This is a genomic window from Thermosipho sp. (in: thermotogales), from assembly GCF_020054775.1.
GTDB lineage: Bacteria > Thermotogota > Thermotogae > Thermotogales > Fervidobacteriaceae > Thermosipho > Thermosipho africanus.
This window is the reverse complement of record NZ_JAIHAP010000036.1, coordinates 1-17,051: the sequence shown is the minus strand read 5'-3', so window position 1 is coordinate 17,051 and position 17,051 is coordinate 1. Positions and strand designations below refer to the sequence as shown.

At 30.2% G+C, this 17,051-nt stretch carries 16 protein-coding genes; 11 read left to right on the top strand and 5 right to left on the bottom strand.

Annotated elements, in window-relative coordinates; all coding sequences use genetic code 11:
• The 5 genes from lacZ to JG780_RS07040 form a co-directional block, all read right to left on the bottom strand.
• Window positions 1-3,237, bottom strand: a 3,237-nt coding sequence (lacZ, locus tag JG780_RS07060) for a beta-galactosidase LacZ (RefSeq protein ID WP_287569803.1), incomplete at its 3' end; no start/stop codon positions are given.
• A 12-nt stretch (window positions 3,238-3,249) separates the two neighbouring features.
• Window positions 3,250-4,248: a LacI family DNA-binding transcriptional regulator gene (locus tag JG780_RS07055; protein ID WP_004102311.1), complete on the bottom strand. Its 999-nt coding sequence runs from the start codon at window positions 4,246-4,248 to the stop codon at window positions 3,250-3,252.
• A 17-nt stretch (window positions 4,249-4,265) separates the two neighbouring features.
• Complete coding sequence (locus JG780_RS07050; RefSeq protein ID WP_004102309.1) at window positions 4,266-5,078, bottom strand: carbohydrate ABC transporter permease; 813 nt, start codon at window positions 5,076-5,078, stop codon at window positions 4,266-4,268.
• Complete coding sequence (locus tag JG780_RS07045) at window positions 5,075-5,968, bottom strand: carbohydrate ABC transporter permease (RefSeq protein ID WP_004102308.1); 894 nt, start codon at window positions 5,966-5,968, stop codon at window positions 5,075-5,077. The genes JG780_RS07050 and JG780_RS07045 overlap by 4 nt, the downstream gene beginning before the upstream one ends.
• A 56-nt stretch (window positions 5,969-6,024) precedes the next feature.
• Window positions 6,025-7,275, bottom strand: a complete 1,251-nt coding sequence (locus JG780_RS07040; RefSeq protein WP_287569800.1) for an ABC transporter substrate-binding protein — start codon at window positions 7,273-7,275, stop codon at window positions 6,025-6,027.
• A 284-nt stretch (window positions 7,276-7,559) separates the two neighbouring features.
• On the opposite strand from JG780_RS07040, the gene metG reads away from it, so the two are divergent.
• The 11 genes from metG to JG780_RS06985 all read left to right on the top strand — a co-directional run.
• The gene (gene metG / locus JG780_RS07035; protein ID WP_114702576.1) at window positions 7,560-9,476 is read left to right on the top strand and encodes a methionine--tRNA ligase; all 1,917 of its coding nucleotides are present in this window, start codon (window positions 7,560-7,562) and stop codon (window positions 9,474-9,476) included.
• Window positions 9,477-9,489: 13 nt separating this feature from the next.
• Window positions 9,490-11,910 carry a DNA gyrase subunit A gene (gyrA, locus tag JG780_RS07030; protein WP_287569797.1) on the top strand — a complete coding sequence of 807 codons (2,421 nt, stop codon included), beginning with the start codon at window positions 9,490-9,492 and terminating at the stop codon, window positions 11,908-11,910.
• Window positions 11,903-12,259, top strand: a complete 357-nt coding sequence (locus tag JG780_RS07025; protein ID WP_287569795.1) for an archease — start codon at window positions 11,903-11,905, stop codon at window positions 12,257-12,259. Before gyrA ends, JG780_RS07025 begins: the two co-directional genes overlap by 8 nt.
• A gap of 16 nt (window positions 12,260-12,275) precedes the next feature.
• The gene (lexA, locus tag JG780_RS07020; protein ID WP_004102298.1) at window positions 12,276-12,872 is read left to right on the top strand and encodes a transcriptional repressor LexA; all 597 of its coding nucleotides are present in this window, start codon (window positions 12,276-12,278) and stop codon (window positions 12,870-12,872) included.
• Window positions 12,873-12,885: 13 nt separating this feature from the next.
• Complete coding sequence (locus JG780_RS07015) at window positions 12,886-13,224, top strand: STAS domain-containing protein (protein WP_004102296.1); 339 nt, start codon at window positions 12,886-12,888, stop codon at window positions 13,222-13,224.
• 13 nt (window positions 13,225-13,237) lie between these two features.
• Window positions 13,238-13,675, top strand: coding sequence for a ribose 5-phosphate isomerase B (gene rpiB, locus JG780_RS07010; RefSeq protein ID WP_004102294.1), 438 nt, complete (start codon window positions 13,238-13,240; stop codon window positions 13,673-13,675).
• A 12-nt stretch (window positions 13,676-13,687) separates the two neighbouring features.
• Window positions 13,688-14,125, top strand: coding sequence for a GatB/YqeY domain-containing protein (locus tag JG780_RS07005; protein WP_004102292.1), 438 nt, complete (start codon window positions 13,688-13,690; stop codon window positions 14,123-14,125).
• Window positions 14,122-15,081, top strand: a complete 960-nt coding sequence (locus JG780_RS07000) for an elongator complex protein 3 (protein ID WP_004102290.1) — start codon at window positions 14,122-14,124, stop codon at window positions 15,079-15,081. The genes JG780_RS07005 and JG780_RS07000 overlap by 4 nt, the downstream gene beginning before the upstream one ends.
• Window positions 15,078-15,737 (top strand): IF-2B domain-containing protein, encoded by a 660-nt coding sequence (locus tag JG780_RS06995; RefSeq protein WP_287569791.1) that lies wholly within the window; start codon window positions 15,078-15,080, stop codon window positions 15,735-15,737. The genes JG780_RS07000 and JG780_RS06995 overlap by 4 nt, the downstream gene beginning before the upstream one ends.
• Before the next feature lie 3 nt (window positions 15,738-15,740).
• Window positions 15,741-16,250: a hypothetical protein gene (locus JG780_RS06990; RefSeq protein WP_287569789.1), complete on the top strand. Its 510-nt coding sequence runs from the start codon at window positions 15,741-15,743 to the stop codon at window positions 16,248-16,250.
• A gap of 12 nt (window positions 16,251-16,262) precedes the next feature.
• Window positions 16,263-17,051: glutamate--tRNA ligase (locus JG780_RS06985; protein ID WP_287569787.1), on the top strand; the 789-nt coding region annotated here is incomplete at its 3' end.

Sequence of the window (17,051 nt, the reverse complement as noted above, 5' to 3'; positions counted from 1 at the left end):
TAATAAATAATCTCCACTTTTTTCTATTTTTAATTCAAAGGTTTCATCTACTCGTGAGTAGGGTTTAATAAAAAACGTTTTTGAATAAACTATCTCATTTTCTAAAGTCAAAAATATATCCTTTTTTAAGGTCACAGGTGAATTATTTTTTAAGAACAACTCTATTTTAAATGGAGTATCTCTTTTTACACTTTTTGGAACGTTTAAATAAAATTCAAAATTTTCTTTAATCATTGGTATATTAATCCATTCCTTTTTTACATTTTGAGAAAAGTTAATTATGAATCTATAACTATATTCTTTAGGCCACAAAATATATTCTTTATGCGGTAATGCACCCCAGCTATCATCACCTCCAACTCCCATTTGTGCAAGATCTATATTTAATGTATAAAAATCCCTCTTTTTTAACTCATTTATATGTTCTGCTTTCTCTAAATCTTCCATTGAAAAAGGCCAAACACTAAAATTAACGTAGTTTTTATAACCTATAACATTTAAATTCATACTCTCATCTTTAAGTGAGAACCATCTAACATCACTTCTATTACCAGTTTCCTGAGGTCTAACATATTTATGATACATATTATCAATTTCTTTTAAATATATTCCAACAATACCACTATTTTTTCTATCACTATATGTCTCATGGGGACCTAACCCATACCATTCTACATGTTTAAATATCTTATTCAATTTTGCTTGCATACCAATTCTTGGAATTTCAACAGAATCTTTAGAAGGCTTCAAATAATAATCAACTAACATATCACCATTGGAAAATACAATATAAGTCAAACTTAGCCATGAGTACTCTGGAATTTCAAAAGTTGTCAGTACCACTACTTTTTCATAATCTTTTAAAATTTTGAAATCATGTAATCTCCTCAAATATGATGCTTTTTTCCATACTTTTAATCTTTCAGGCATTTTATTACCAATATCATTATCCGTCGGTGCTCGCCAGAAATTTGGTTTAAGTGCCTCTTTTAATATTTCTTTTCCATTAAAAATTATTTGTTCAAGCAATCCACTTGTCTTTGAAAAAATATATTCCACGTCATTTGCTAAAATATAAACTTTATTGCCATCTTCTTTAAAATCTAATTTTCCATTAAAACTTTTATTCATCACATATTCTGGATCTTTTAATTTAAACTGTTCATATGCAACTATGTGACCTTTTTGAGCCCACCTTTCATCATTTTCAAGGACAAAATAAATATCCAAATAATATTCACTATTTTCCTCAAAATTACTTGGTACATTTATTTTTTCAACCTTTTCATCTCCAGGTTCAAGAGAAATTCTAAACTCTCCCTCCAAAATAACTTCTCCATTTTTTCTTAATTTCCAAATTCCTTTATAATTTTCCAAATTTGTAAACATAAATTTGTTTTTAAATAAAAATCTATTATCACCAAGAAACATTATTTCCACATTCTGATATACTTTTTTTACTTCATGTAAAGAAGGATTGGGAGTTCTATCTGGTAAAAGAAGGCCATTACAGCAAAAATTCTTATCGTTAGGATTATCTCCAAAATCTCCCCCATACGCCCAAAAAAGTGTTCCATTTTCATCTTTTTTTTCAATACCTTGATCTACAAAATCCCAAATACAACCTCCACATAAATATGGTTTTGATTCAATTATGTCCCAATAGTCTTTTAAATTACCTACGCTATTTCCCATAGCATGAGAATATTCACACATAAAATATGGTTTTTCTCTTTTTTTAGATGAATATTCTAATAAATCTTCAACTTTAGGATACATTGCTGACGCCAAATCAAGATAATAAAAATCCGAAAGTCTATCAACACCTAACCCACAAAAATGAACTAATCTAGTATTATCTCTATTTTTAATTAAGAATGATGCTTTTTCAAAGTTTATTCCTGTACCAGCTTCATTTCCAAGTGACCAAAAAATAATACTCGGATGATTTTTATCCCTTTCTAGCATACGCCTTACTCTATCAAGATGAGCTTCTTGCCATTCTTCCTTCTCAGCAAGCGTTACATTTGGATCCCAACCAATTCCATGAGTTTCTATATTAGCTTCATCAATAACCAATAAACCAAAATAATCGCATAAATCATACCACTTTGTCTGATTTGGATAATGAGAAGTTCTCACAGTATTTATATTATGTTGCTTCATTATCTTTATATCTTCAATCATTCTTTCAATTGTAATTGAATGACCTCTTTTAGGATCAAATTCATGCCTATTTACTCCTTTTATATACAACTTTCTACCATTTAAAGTTAAAGTACCATTTTTTTTCTCAACTTTTCTAAAGCCAAAGTTTACCTTTTTTTGATCTTCTTCTAATTCTACTTTTAATACATACAAATTTGGCGTCTCATGCGACCACTTCAATGGTTTTGATATATCAAAAGAAAAATTCAAGTCGTTTTCACCATAACTTAGGATATATTTCGAATCAATTAATATTTTTTCATCTTTAAACTTATCTAAAAGAGTTATCTTTAAATTTGTATCTTTCAAATTAGAGTTATTCATTATTTTTAAATCCACAAATAACTTACCGTCTCTATACAAATCATCTAAATCTGTTCTGATAAAGATATCTTTTATATACAGCTTTGGTAATGCATATATATATACATCTCTATAAATACCAGAAAGCCACCACATGTCTTGATCTTCTAAATAACTTCCATCACACCATTTTAAAACTTCTACCGAAATTGTATTTTCTCCAATTCTAATGTAATCGTTTATTTTAAATTCAGCATGGGATGCACTATCTTTGTTAAACCCCACTTCTTTTCCATTAATGTAAAGATGTAAAAAAGATCTTACTCCTTCAAAATTAATAAATATTTCTTTGTCATACCAATTTTCTGGTATAAAAAATTTCCTTCTGTAAACTGCTGTTGGGTTATAATCTTTTGGAACATAAGGTGGATTAGTTTCAAATGGATAAACCACATTTGTATAAATTGGTTTAACTTTTCCAGTAAATTCCAAGTTTGATGGAACTTCTATTTCCTCCCAATCGTTATCGTTAAAACCTTCAGAAAAAAACTCTTTTAAAACTTCAAAAGGATTATTGAAAATCTTTATTTTCCATTCCCCGTTCAATGAAATATAATCATTTGGATATTCAAACTGTCCAGAAAATGGATTAAAATATGGTATGAATGATGAATGCGGCTCTTCTAATCCTTTTGAAACAAGTTTAGGATTTTCCCATACATGCATTCAAACTACCTCCTATGCTGATTCTCTCTTTATTAGCTCTACATCCAAAATTTTCTGCTTTATGTTTTTTCTTCTACCACAAATTCTATTGTGCAACATTTTAAAAGATTCATACCCAAGTTCAAACTTTTTAATTCTAACTGTAGTAAGAGTAGGACACACAAAAGAAGAAAAGTAAATATCATCGTATCCAATCACAGCTACATCTTCTGGTATTTTTATTCCTTCCTCTTTTAAAGCTTTTATAGCTCCTATGGCAACTAAATCGTTATAGCAAAACAACGCATCAACTTTTTGTCCTTCCTTCAATATTTTTTTTACAGCTTCATATCCACCATTGATATCTATATCAGAGATTACCATATTATCTATTAATCCTACTTCATTCAAGGCTTTTTTGTAACCTTCATACCTCATTTTGGCAGGAGATTTAAACATGCTTCCATTAATCATTAGTATATTTTTTCGTCCCAAATCAATTAAATACTTTGTAGCTATATACCCACCTTTTATCTCATCATTGTAAATTTCATCAACTTTGATATCTTCGAAATGTCTACCAACTATTACAAATGGAATATTTACTTTCTCATTTAAACGCTTTATATCTTCTGCTCTATCTTGAACAGGTGCGATTAAAAGTCCATCAACCCTTCTTTGAAGCAACGTCTTTATTGCGATTTCTTCATTCTCATACACTCTTTCCGTATTCATCAATATTATCTGATAACCGTATTTACGCGAAGCAGCCTCAATTCCCTTTAAAACTTCTGCATAAAATGGATTAGCACTATCTGCTAATATTACACCAACAATTTTTGTACTATTATTCCTCAGAGTTGATGCGGTTATGTTTTTTACATAACCCAAACTTTTAGCAATATCCAATATTCTCTTCTTTGTTTCGCTATTAATATCTGGTTTATCGTTTAAGGCTCTTGATACAGTATTTACAGACACACCTGCAACTTTTGCAATATCCTTAATTGTGACATACTTTTTTTGTTTCATTTAATCACCTCTTAATCTTATTGTTTTACCGAACCAAGGACACCTTGAACAAAATATTTCTGCAATGCAAAAAATACTATAATCATTGGTAATGTTGCTAATACAACAGCCGTCATTACAAGCGCAAAATCCGGTTTATACCCAGATGCCAAATTTGAAACAAAAAGAGTCATGGTTCTTTTTTCAGAACTTTGAATAATAACTAGCGGCCAAAGATAGGCATTCCAACTTGTCATAAAAGCATAAATAGCAGCTGCTGCATAAGTGGCTTTCATAGATGGAACAACAATTGAGAAAAATATTCTTAATTCACTAGCGCCATCAACCCTTGCAGCCATTATTATTTCCTTAGGATACTGTTGAAAATTTTGTTTAAAAAAGAAGATTAAAAAAACTGATGGAATCATCGGTAAAATAATTCCCCAAAGTGAATCAATTAAATTGAAAACATTCATCAACCTAAAAAGTGGAACCATTAAAGCTGCAAAAGGAATCATTAGAGTCCAAATAAAGATACCATATATTTTATTCCTAACTTTTGATTTATATATCTCAAAACCATAACCAGCCATTGAAGCCACTATTAAAGAACCTATTACAACAAAAACTGATACTTGAACTGAATTTAAAAGTACTCTCCAGAGATCATATTCTTTAAAAAGTTTATTTAAGTTTTCTAAAAGATGGGTTCCAAAAATCAACTTTCCTTTTATAACATCAACAGAAGTATTAGTGCTACCAACAATCATCCAATAGAATGGAAATATTGATAAAAATGCAGAAATAGATAAAAATAAATAGACAAAAAAAGTAGATATTTTTCTTTTCATTTTCTATCACCCGCCACTTTAAATTGAATAATTGCAAGAATAGCAGCAATCAAAACTATTATATAAGAAATTGCGGAAGCATATCCAAAATTTGGTACGTATTTAAAGCAAACGTTATAAATATAAACCGAAGGTGTAAGCAGTGAATTTCCTGGCCCCACACTTGAACCAGTTACAACACCTGCAGCTAAATTCATAGGTTCATCAAACAGTTGCAACGTTCCAATTGTAGACATTATCGTAGTAAATAAAATTATTGGTTTTAATAGTGGAATTGTTATCTTAAAAAACTGTACAGTTTTACTTGCACCGTCTATTTCAGCTGCTTCATAAATTTCTAAAGGAATATTTTGCAATCCCGCAAGATAAAACATCATATTATATCCTGTCCATCTCCAGGTCATTGCAATAATCAGTGTTACCTTTGCCCAAAACGGGTCAAGCAACCACCTTATAGGTTCTTTTATAATATGTAATGATAGCAAAATATTGTTAACAAGTCCCTGAGTTGAAAACATCATTTTAAATACTACACTATACGCCACCAAAGATGTAACTGCAGGCAAAAACAGAGCAGTTCTGTAAAAGCCTCTAAACTTTAATTTTGGATTGTTTAATAAAAAAGCAAAAATAAGAGCTAAAAATAACATAATAGGAACCTGAATAATAAATATTATAAAAATATTCTTTAATGACAGCAAAAAATTAGAATCCTGAAAAAGCCTTTTGTAATTTCCTAAACCAACAAAATGTTTTAAATATCCTCTTGTTGAAAAAGTTGATAAATATAACGAATAAATAATAGGGTATAAGATAAACAATAAAAGACCTGAAAGTGCCAAACTAATAAATACCCAACCCCATATATTTTCACTTTTTCTTATTTTCATTAAATCCCTCCTTGGTGCAGAAAAATGGGTGGGAGCGGCCCACCCAAATTTTAACTTTAATAACCAATTGTATTTAAAAATTGCTTTTCTGCCATCTCAAGTGCTTTTTCAATTGTAAGATTACCATTATAAACATCAGGCATAACACCCATTAATGCAGCATCTGCCTCGTAGGTAAATATTCCATAATCAACTGGTGGGATCTTATCCATCCAATCTGTAAAGTCAAGATAAATTCTTTGATATCCAAAGAATGGGTCAGGTTCTCTATATGCTGGCCCATTTTGTGCAGGAATCCATGAACCCACCGCTCCTCTTTCTATTAATATCTTTTGATAGAAATCGACGTCTTTAGCATAGATTTCTCTTAAAAAGTCTATTGCTACATCTTTATTTTCTGAATGTTCCAAAACATACCAACTTGAACCACCTAGATTTGATGCATTAACCGCACCAGGTAAATTTAACCTTGGAATAGGTAAAACTCCCCATTTACCACTTTGAGATTTTTCTGCTTTAATAGATCCCACAATCCAGACACCTGTAATAACTGAAGCAACATCACCATTGTTGAATGCTGCAACCCACTCGTTCCATCCAGAAACTTCCTTTGAAATACCTGAATCTTGAATTTCTTTATATAGTCTTACTGCCTCTTTTAATACTGGATTGTCTTTAATAAATGGCTTTCCATTCTTATCAAAATACCATGAACCTGCAGACTGGAGTAATATTCTCATTAGCCCTCCATCGTATGGATCTCCTGCCATCATATATTTCCCCGTTTTTTCTTTCACTATCTTACCGAGTTCAATAAACTTATCCCAAGTAATATTTCTTAACTCTGATTCATCAATTCCTGCTTCTTTAAAATAATCTCTTCTATAAAACCAACCTGCAACACCTGAGTCAAATGGAACACCATAAACTTTTCCATTCAAGGTCATCAACTTTACTTTGTATGGTGAAAATTCTTTAAAGTTAAATTTTTTTGTTAAATCTGCAAAAGATCCAGGATATGATTGAAGATATTTTTGAGCATTATAATCTTCAATTAATACTATCTCAGGAAGTCCTTTCTTTACACCAGAAGCCAATATAGTATTCAACTTTTGCTCTACATCCGCCTTTGCCATACTTACAATTTCAAATTCGACATCAGGATGCATAGCTTTGTATCTCTCTGCAGCTTCTTGCATAATAGCTACATTAAAATTTGGATCCCAACACCAAATGGTTACCTTTGCAGCGACCCCTAAACTAACTAACACACTTAGTATTAATAAAACAAACAACACCTTTTTCATGCATACCCCTCCCTTGGTTTAAGATAACTTTACCGTTATCATTACCGGTAATGTTACCGATGATTATATTATAACACTTCTACATTCTTGAAAATTAATTCACTTATAATGATTTATGGCTAAATATTAACAATGAGAATAAATTTTTGTTATTTTGCACTTTAAATCTCAAAATATTATAAACATGCCAAAATTACTATACAAATGTTACAGAACAATTAAGATAAACCTTTGTATGGTATAATATTTTAGAATGAAAAGAGAACTTTTTTGGAGGTGAAGATGTGAAAAAATTCTATATTACAACGCCTATATACTATGTCAATTCTGAACCACATATTGGAAGTGCATATACCACAATTATTGGAGACATTATAGCAAGATATAAAAGATTAATGGGATATGAAGTATTCTATCTAACCGGTACTGATGAACATGGTCAAAAAATAATGCAAGCCGCTAAAAAACAGGGGAAAACTCCTCAGCAACTTTGTGATGAACTTTCTAAAAAATTCGAGCAACTTTGGAAAGATTTAAAAATTACAAATGATTATTTTATAAGAACTACGGATGAAGAACATATAAAAACCGTGCAATTTTTTGTCTCAAAAATGCTCGAAAACGGAGACATTTACAAAGGAAAATACAAGGGTTGGTATTGTGTGCCTTGTGAAACATATTGGAGCGAAGATGAAATAGAAAAAGATGAAAATAATAACCCAGTTTGCCCATCTTGTCATCGACCCTTAAATTTTGTAGAAGAAGAAAACTATTTCTTCAGACTTTCAAAGTACACCGAACCTCTTTTAAAACATTTTAAAGAAAATCCAGATTTTGTTGAACCAGAATTTAGAAAAAATGAAATGTTAAAAATTCTAGAAGAAGGATTAAAAGACCTGTCTATAACAAGAACAACATTCGACTGGGGTATCCCAATGCCGAATGACCCCAAACATGTTATTTATGTTTGGGTTGATGCTCTTATTAATTATATTTCTGCAATAGGTTATGGCAAAGACGAAGAAACTTTCAAAAAATGGTGGCCTGCCGATTTACACCTTATTGGAAAAGAAATTAATAGATTCCACAGCCTTATATGGCCTGCAATGCTAATGTCCGTGGGACTTCCTTTACCAAAAAAGATATTTGCTCACGGTTGGTTAACAGTTAATGGTCAAAAAATTAGTAAATCACTTGGCAATGCTATTGATCCAAGAGAATTTGTCAAAAAATATGGAAATGATGTAATAAGATATTACCTTGCAAGAGATATTGTCTTTGGAAAAGATGGAGATTTTTCTGAAGAAAACCTAGTTAATAGATTGAACTCAGATCTTGCAAATGACTATGGTAATCTACTCCATAGAACACTTGCAATGGTAGTTAAAAACTTTAACTCAAAAATTCCAACTCCTTCTTCTTTAAATGAATCGGATAAAGAACTTATTGAAAAATTTAAGAACCTAAAAAAAGAATATACCGAATGCATGGAAAGTTATAAATTAACAAATGCCCTAGAAAGTATTTGGAGTTATATAAGAGACGTAAATAAATATTTCGATGAAAACAAACCTTGGGTACTTGCAAAAGAAGGAAATAAAGAAAGATTAGGAACTATTTTATACAATACCCTTGAAGCATTTATTAAAATCGCTTCTTTATTACTTCCATTTATGCCAGATTCTTCAACAGAAGTTTTTAGAAGGTTAGGACAAGAGTTTAATCCTGAATTTGTACTAAACACAGAATGGAACTCTCTTAAATCGGGCGCAAATGTAATACATGAAAAGCCGCTATTCCAAAAGATAGATATAAAAAACATTCAAAAAGTAGGAGAAAAAAAGCCTCAGCAAAAAATGCCTGAAAATACAATAGAACTTATTTCAATTGAAGATTTTAAAAAGGTAGATTTGCGTGTTGCTAAAGTTGTAGAAGCTGAAAAAGTAAAAAAATCAGAAAAGTTATTAAGATTAATTGTCGACCTTGGAGAGCTTGGTAAAAGACAAATAGTAGCAGGTATTTCAAAATTTTATACACCAGAACAGTTAATTGGTAAAAAAATAATAGTTGTTGCAAATTTAAAACCTGCTAAACTAATGGGAATAGAATCTCAAGGAATGTTACTCGCCGCAAAAATAAATGATAACTTAACTGTTTTAACAGTTGACAAAGATATTGATGAAGGCGCGAAAATTTCTTAGTGGAGGGACTTAAATGGAAATATATAGACCTATAGAAGAAGAATTAAAAGAATCCTATTTAAGCTATTCAATGAGCGTAATTATAGGAAGGGCTATTCCGGATGTACGCGACGGCTTAAAACCCGTTCAAAGAAGAATTTTATATAGTATGTACGAACTTGGAGTGACACATAATAAGCCATTTAAAAAATCAGCACGTATTGTCGGTGAAGTAATGGGTAAATATCATCCTCATGGCGATGCTGCAATCTACGATACAATAGTAAGAATGGCACAAGATTGGACGATGCGATATAAACTTATTGATGGTCAAGGAAATTTTGGCTCGATTGATAGGGATCCTCCAGCTGCAATGAGGTACACCGAAGCAAGACTTGCAAAGATTGCAGAAGAATTGCTTGAAGATATTGACAAAGAAACTGTTAATATGACTGATAATTTTGATGGGAGTTTAAAAGAACCTGAAGTATTACCATCAAAATTCCCAAATTTACTTGCCAATGGTTCAACAGGAATTGCAGTTGGAATGACAACAAATATTCCACCTCATAACATAACAGAACTTGTAAATGGATTAATTGCATTAATAAAGAATCCTGAAATTTCTATTGAAGAACTTATGAATTTTATACCTGGACCTGATTTTCCAACCGGTGGAGAAATTATAGGAAAATCTGGAATCAGGGAAATGTACACCACTGGAAAAGGTAGTTTTACAATTCGTGGAAAAGTACACGTAGAAGAAAAAAAGAAAAAGAAAAATATTGTTATAACGGAGATTCCTTTCAATATAAGCAAAGCTGATTTAATAAAGAAAATAGTTGAGTATGCAGAAAAATCAAGTCTTCCAATTAAAGATATTAGAGATGAATCCGACAAGGAAGGGCTTAGAATAGTTATTGAAATACCGAATGATACTAATGAAGAAATTATAATTAACAATTTGTATAAACATACTCAACTACAAAATCCATTCCATGCACAACTCTTAGTTATAGACAAAGAGAAAAAGCCTGTTCTGATGAATTTAAAAGAATTAATGTGGGCTTTTGTAGAACACAGATTTGAGGTTGTAAGAAGAAGAGCTCAATATTATTATAAACAATACTCTAAAAGAGCACATATTTTAGAAGGGCTAATTAAAGCTTCCAGATCAATTGACACCATTATTTCAGTGATTAGAAATAGCGAAGATCAAAACAGTGCTATACATGAATTAATAGATATGTTTAACTTTACTGAAACACAAGCAAAAGCAATCGTCGATCTAAGACTTGGAAGATTAACTAAACTTGAAATTTCAAAATTAATCGATGATTACAACGATCTTGTGAATAAAATGAAAGTTGAAAAAGAATTGATAGAAAATGATCAAAAAGTATATGAAAAAATAATTGAAGAACTTGAAGCAATTAAGAGCGAATATGGAGATAGCAGAAAAAGTATAATATTAGATCATGAAGAAAGAAAAATAGAGTTCAATGAATTAGAGCTTATTCCAGATAAAGAAGTAGTTTTATCGCTTACAAAAAAAGGCTACTTAAAAATGATGAGCCTTGACACATTTAAAACACAAAGACGTGGTGGAAAAGGCGTTACAGGCTCAAATTTAATGGATGATGATGCTATAATGGAAATTATTTATACTCATCTGCATGGAAAAACGTTATTCTTTACATCATATGGCAAAGTATATATTCTAAACAACTATCAAATAGAAGAAAATTCAAGAACAAGCCGTGGAAGACAAATAGCAAAATACCTAAATATAGGGCAAGATGAAAAAATTCTCACAATGCTTCCTGTAGATAACTTTGAAGGCGAATTATTCTTTGTAACAAAAAATGGTAAAGTCAAAAGAACTTCGCTTAAAGAATTTGAAAATATAAACTCAAGAGGAATGAAAGCAATAACATTTGATGATGATGATTTACTTGTTTCTGTACAAAAAATTGATAATCCAGACCAAACTATATTAATTGCAACAAAAAATGGATTGTGTATTAGATTCCCAATTTCTGAAGTTAGAACAATGGGAAGAAACGCAATGGGTGTTATTGGAATAAGGCTTTCAAATGATGATGCTGTGGTGAGTTCTTCACTTTTAATGGATGATGAACATTATCTTTTAACTGTAACAAGTAAAGGTTACGGAAAGTTAACAGAAACTTCTCAGTATAGAATACAAAAGCGTGGTGGCCTTGGTATAAAAAATATTTCGGACATCTCTAAAGCCGGACATATTGTAGGTGTAACCCATGTTTTAGGAAACGAAAACATGATGATCTTTACAAAAAACGGTATGACTTTGAAAATTAATTTAGACAGTTTAAGACCTCTTGGGAGAGTCACAAAGGGAGTAAAATTAGTTAATCTATCCGAAGATGATGAAATAGCAGACTTTGCTGTTATAAGAGGCGAGGATGATGTATAGGGAAATTGATCACACAGCAGATATTGCATTTGAAATAGTGAATGATACATTTTTAGGCCTTCTGGAAGATATTTTAAAAATAATCCATGATACATACAAGGTAGAAAATATAAATTGTAACATAGCTAAAGTTCAGGAATATGATATAAAAGAAAATGAAGATGGAGTATTTGATATTGTAAATGACTGGATTGCAGCTATAGAATTAGGATATTTTCCAGTAAAGATTGAAAAAGATAAAAAATACAAAACTACTTTTTGCTCATACAGTAAGATAGAAGGTGAAACTTTTAAAGCACTTACGTATCACAATCTAAAAATTGAAAAAAAGCTAATAAGCTCTCAATAAAGGTGGTGTTTGATATATGAAAGAACTAACAAATCGTCAAAAAATGGTTTTAGATTTTATCACTAGCTACATTCAACAAAATGGTTATTCACCATCAATTAGAGATATTGCAAAACATTTTAAATTAACCCCTAGAGGGGCACATATACATGTTTTAGCTTTAGAAAAAAAAGGCTATATAACAAGGAATCCCAAAAATTCAAGATCAATTTCTCTTGTTAAAAGGCCCGAAACCGTTTCAATACCAGTTAAAGGAAAGATTTCAGCAGGGCAAGGAATTGAAATGTTTGAACTAGTAGATGAAGAAATAGAAATACCAGTCAGGATGATTAATGGATATGGAAATTATTTTGCGCTAAGGGTTGAAGGAACGAGTATGATAGAAGCACATATAATTGATGGAGATTATGTTATCCTTAAAAAGCAATATAGGATACCAAACGGTCAAATAGCAGCTGTCGTTTTCGACAACAAAGTCACTTTAAAAAGGTTTTATCATAAAAATGATAAGGTAGAACTTGTGCCGGAAAACAGCAGCATGTCACCTATAATTTGTGATGCAAAAGATGTTAAAGTAATAGGTAAACTTGTTGGGGTTATAAGAATATATTAAGGGGGTGAATTTCATGTACGAAGTTACTAAGTTAGAAAATATTCCAGTTGTCAAAATAACAGGAGAAATTGATATATCTAATGCTTACAAAATGAAGCAATTTATCCATGAAAATATTTTAAATAACGGAGAAAAGTATTGTATTTTGGATCTTTCACACCTTAAATACATTGATAGCTCTGGACTTGGAATTCTAGTAGGTCTTCACAAGAGTTTCAAACTTCAAGGCGGAGAAATTGTGCTTGTTAATATGAATGAAAATATTAAAAATCTTTTAAGACTTACTAGCCTAGATAGAGTATTAAATATAAAAGAAACAATAAAAGCCGCTATAGATTTTCTAAAAAGTTAATAGGAGGGAAAAAATGAAAATTGCAATAGGTTCGGATCACGCAGGTTTTGAGCTAAAAAATAAACTTGTAGATTATTTATCTAAAAAAGGAATTGAGATTATAGATGTAGGAACAAATAGTACCGAAAGTGTAGATTATCCTGATTATGCAAAAGAAGTTGGAAAACTTGTTGTAAATAAAGATGCTGATTTTGGAATACTCATATGTGGTACAGGCATTGGAATGTCAATTGCTGCAAACAAAATTAAGGGAATAAGAGCAGCTCTCTGTATGATACCTGAAATGGGAAAACTTGCAAGAAATCATAATAATGCAAACATATTGGTCCTTCCTGGAAGATTAATAGGATTTGAACTTGCAACATGGATTGTGGAAGAATTTTTGAATGCAGATTTTGAAGGTGGAAGACACGAAAGAAGAATAAATAAAATAGTAGAACTTGAAAAGTAAGGAGGTATTTTAATGCTAAAAGAAAAGATAATGCAAGACCTAAAACAAGCTATGAAAGAAAAAAACGAGATTAAAGTTAGGGTACTTAGGCTCTTAAATTCCGCTATAAAAAACTTTGAAGTAGAAAAAATAGGAGAAGCTAGTGACGAAGAAATTGAAAAACTAGTCTTAAAAGAAATGAAAAAAAGACAAGAATCAATTGAAGCATATAAAAAGGCAGGCAGGGAAGATTTAGCAAAAGAAGAAGAACAAGAATTAGAAGTTTTAAAAGGATATGCTCCAGAAATGTTAAGTGAAGATGAAATTAGAAAAATGGTAAAAGAAATCATTGAAGAATTAAACGCTACTCAAAAAGAGTTTGGCCTTGTTATGAAAAACTTAATGGCAAAAGTAAAAGGAAAAGCTGATGGCTCAGTTGTAAGTAAGATTGTAAAGGAACTTCTTCAATGATACTTTCAATTTTTTTACCAAACTTTGGTTGTAAAAGCAGATGCATTTTTTGTAATCAATATACTATGACGGGTGAAAAAATGCCAACAAAAAAAGAGTTAATTAATACTCTTTCTTTTTTTCTTGACAAATCACCTGAAGAAATTGCTTTTTATGGAGGGACTTTCACCGCAATCCCCCTTGAAAAGCAAAAAGAATTAATTGCTCTAGTGAGAAAATTTTATCCTGATACTCCAATACGAATTTCTACAAGACCTGATGAGCTAGATTATGAAAACTTAAAATTTTTAAAGCAAAATAATGTTAAAACTGTTGAAATTGGTATACAAAGCATGTTTGATGACGTTCTTTCTGCTGCAAATAGAGGGCATAGTAGAAAAGATAACTTGAACGCAGTAAACTTGCTAAAAGAATTTGGTTTTGAAATTTCTGCACACTTAATGATAGGACTTTTGAATGACAATATAAAAAAAGATCTACTATCAATACAAGAACTTTTAAATCTTGGAGTAAAAATGTTTAGAATTCATCCTACAATTATATTCAAAAATACAGAACTTGAAAAACTATATTTAGAAGGAAAATACAATCCATTAACATTAGATGAAGCGGTAAACATTGCATCAGAAATGTTGTTGTTAATTTATCAGTATGGAGCTAAAGTAATTAGACTTGGATATTTTGTACCAGAAAATCAAAAAAATCAAATAGTAGCAGGACCATATCACCCTTCTTTTGGAGATATGACAAAATCAAAAGCGATGAATAAAATTATTACAAGATTAAATATTAAAAAAGTCAGATACCATAAAAAATTTGAAAGTTGGTTTAATTCATACGACAATAAACAATTAGAAATTGAAAAATATTTATCTGAATCTAACGAAATTTTTTTTGATAATCTCTCTTTAAAAGAAGCTTCTAAACGTAGCTTTAGAAGGGAGTTATTGGATTGATTGAAAATTTCAAAAAATTAACAATTCAAGGTTCACACGAAATTGCAGAATGGATACTTGAAAATATTAAAAATATAGAAGATAAAGAATCTATATTAAAGGAAATGATAAAATTAAAACCTGAAATGCAGGTTATTAAATGGATATACAAGATGATTAAAGAAAATAAAGATATAAATAATATAAAAGAAATACTTGATACAACTTTTGAAAATACTATTAAAAATGCCAAAAAATTTTTAAATTTTGACGCAAAAGTAATGACGATAAGTAATAGCAGAACTTTAGAATACTTTTTCAAAACTCATAACAAAAAATTAGAAATCTATATCCCAGAATCAAATCCAGGTGGAGAAGGAAAAATACTATACAAGAATCTATTAAACTACAAGAAAAATGTGTATCTTATTAACGATTTTGAAGTTCACAGGTATATAAAAAACTGCGATTATGTATTAATTGGTGCCGATAGTATAGGCGAAAATGGTGTCATAAATAAAGTGGGATCAAAACTTTTAGCTATACTTTCAAAAAATTTTGATAAACCTTTTTTTGTAATTGCTGATCAAACAAAATTTACCGAAGTTGTCACAGAAAAAGATAGAATGTTTGAAATTGTTCCAAATAATTTAATAACTGCGATTATAAGTGGGTGAAATATGTTTATCTTAAAAAAGAAAAAAAAAGACAAATTAAGTTTTTCAATTGCTTTTGTGAAAAATTTTGAAAATTTAAAGACAATTATAAAATCTATTAAAAAGCAAAAAATTGATGAAGTTTTTTTTATAATAGATAGAAATATGGAAAAGGATCACCTTAAAACCATTAAAAAACTAATAAAAGCTAATTTCAAAAATTATTCTATACTCTCAAAAAACTTTCAAAAATTCTCAAAAAATGTCGCAAAAGTTGAAAGACTAAACGTTTTTGAGCTAAGAAGATTGCAAAATAAAAAGAAGATACTTTATTCTCAGCAATCAATGCTATCTTGGAAAATTCCTCAAATGTTTCCATTTTATACTATAGCTTTTGAAGATAATACTTTGTATTTTTGTGCTTCTATTCCATTAACAAAAGATTCAAGTGGCTTTTTGTTAAGAAAGAAAATGGTAAGTGATTTTATATTTAATATTACCCTGGACTTAAAAATATTAGATGAACTATTTTAGGAGGATGATTAAATGCTTAGATTAAGATTTGCCCCAAGTCCTACGGGCTATCTTCATGTCGGAGGCGCAAGAACTGCATTATTTAATTGGATGTTTGCTCGAAAAAACAATGGAAAGTTTATAATCAGAATTGAAGATACAGATACAGAACGTTCTAAAAAAGAATTTGAAGAAAAAATATTAAATGCTCTTAAATGGCTTAAGATTGATTGGGATGAAGGTCCAGATGTTGGAGGAAATTTTGGACCTTATCGTCAAAGTGAAAGAATTGATATTTACAAGAAATATGTTGATATCCTTATAAGCGAAAAAAAAGCATATTATGCAGTCTATCACGGCCAAGAAGAAATTGAACAATCTTACGAATTTCCTGAAAAATATGCAAACAAAGAAGATTTCTCAATTGTTGTAAAATTTAAGATCCCAAAACAAGGAAACACGAGCTTTAATGATCTATTAAAAGGTGAAATGATATTTGACAACAATCTTGTAGACGATTTTATTATAATAAAATCCAATGGATTTCCAACGTATAATTTTGCCGTTGTAATTGATGATCATCTAATGAAAATATCACACGTATTTAGAGGTGAAGATCACCTTTCAAATACGCAAAAACAAATACTTATATATAATGCTTTTGATTGGCAACACCCTGTTTTTATGCATATTCCATTAATTCTTGGAAATGATAGAACTCCACTTAGTAAAAGGCACGGAGGTACTTCTGTTGATTTCTTTAAAGAAAATGGATTTTTAAATAAAGCTTTGCTAAATTATCTTGCAATTCTTGGATGGAGT

What these genes read in the sequence shown, in the direction of transcription:
- JG780_RS07055 (WP_004102311.1), bottom strand. Translation starts at nt 4,248, where the DNA reads ATGAAACAAAAAAAGTATGTCACAATTAAGGATATTGCAAAAGTTGCA.
- JG780_RS07050 (WP_004102309.1), bottom strand. Translation starts at nt 5,078, where the DNA reads ATGAAAAGAAAAATATCTACTTTTTTTGTCTATTTATTTTTATCTATT.
- JG780_RS07045 (WP_004102308.1), bottom strand. Translation starts at nt 5,968, where the DNA reads ATGAAAATAAGAAAAAGTGAAAATATATGGGGTTGGGTATTTATTAGT.
- JG780_RS07040 (WP_287569800.1), bottom strand. Translation starts at nt 7,275, where the DNA reads ATGAAAAAGGTGTTGTTTGTTTTATTAATACTAAGTGTGTTAGTTAGT.
- gyrA (WP_287569797.1), top strand. Translation starts at nt 9,490, where the DNA reads ATGGAAATATATAGACCTATAGAAGAAGAATTAAAAGAATCCTATTTA.
- JG780_RS07025 (WP_287569795.1), top strand. Translation starts at nt 11,903, where the DNA reads ATGTATAGGGAAATTGATCACACAGCAGATATTGCATTTGAAATAGTG.
- lexA (WP_004102298.1), top strand. Translation starts at nt 12,276, where the DNA reads ATGAAAGAACTAACAAATCGTCAAAAAATGGTTTTAGATTTTATCACT.
- JG780_RS07015 (WP_004102296.1), top strand. Translation starts at nt 12,886, where the DNA reads ATGTACGAAGTTACTAAGTTAGAAAATATTCCAGTTGTCAAAATAACA.
- rpiB (WP_004102294.1), top strand. Translation starts at nt 13,238, where the DNA reads ATGAAAATTGCAATAGGTTCGGATCACGCAGGTTTTGAGCTAAAAAAT.
- JG780_RS07005 (WP_004102292.1), top strand. Translation starts at nt 13,688, where the DNA reads ATGCTAAAAGAAAAGATAATGCAAGACCTAAAACAAGCTATGAAAGAA.
- JG780_RS07000 (WP_004102290.1), top strand. Translation starts at nt 14,122, where the DNA reads ATGATACTTTCAATTTTTTTACCAAACTTTGGTTGTAAAAGCAGATGC.
- JG780_RS06990 (WP_287569789.1), top strand. Translation starts at nt 15,741, where the DNA reads ATGTTTATCTTAAAAAAGAAAAAAAAAGACAAATTAAGTTTTTCAATT.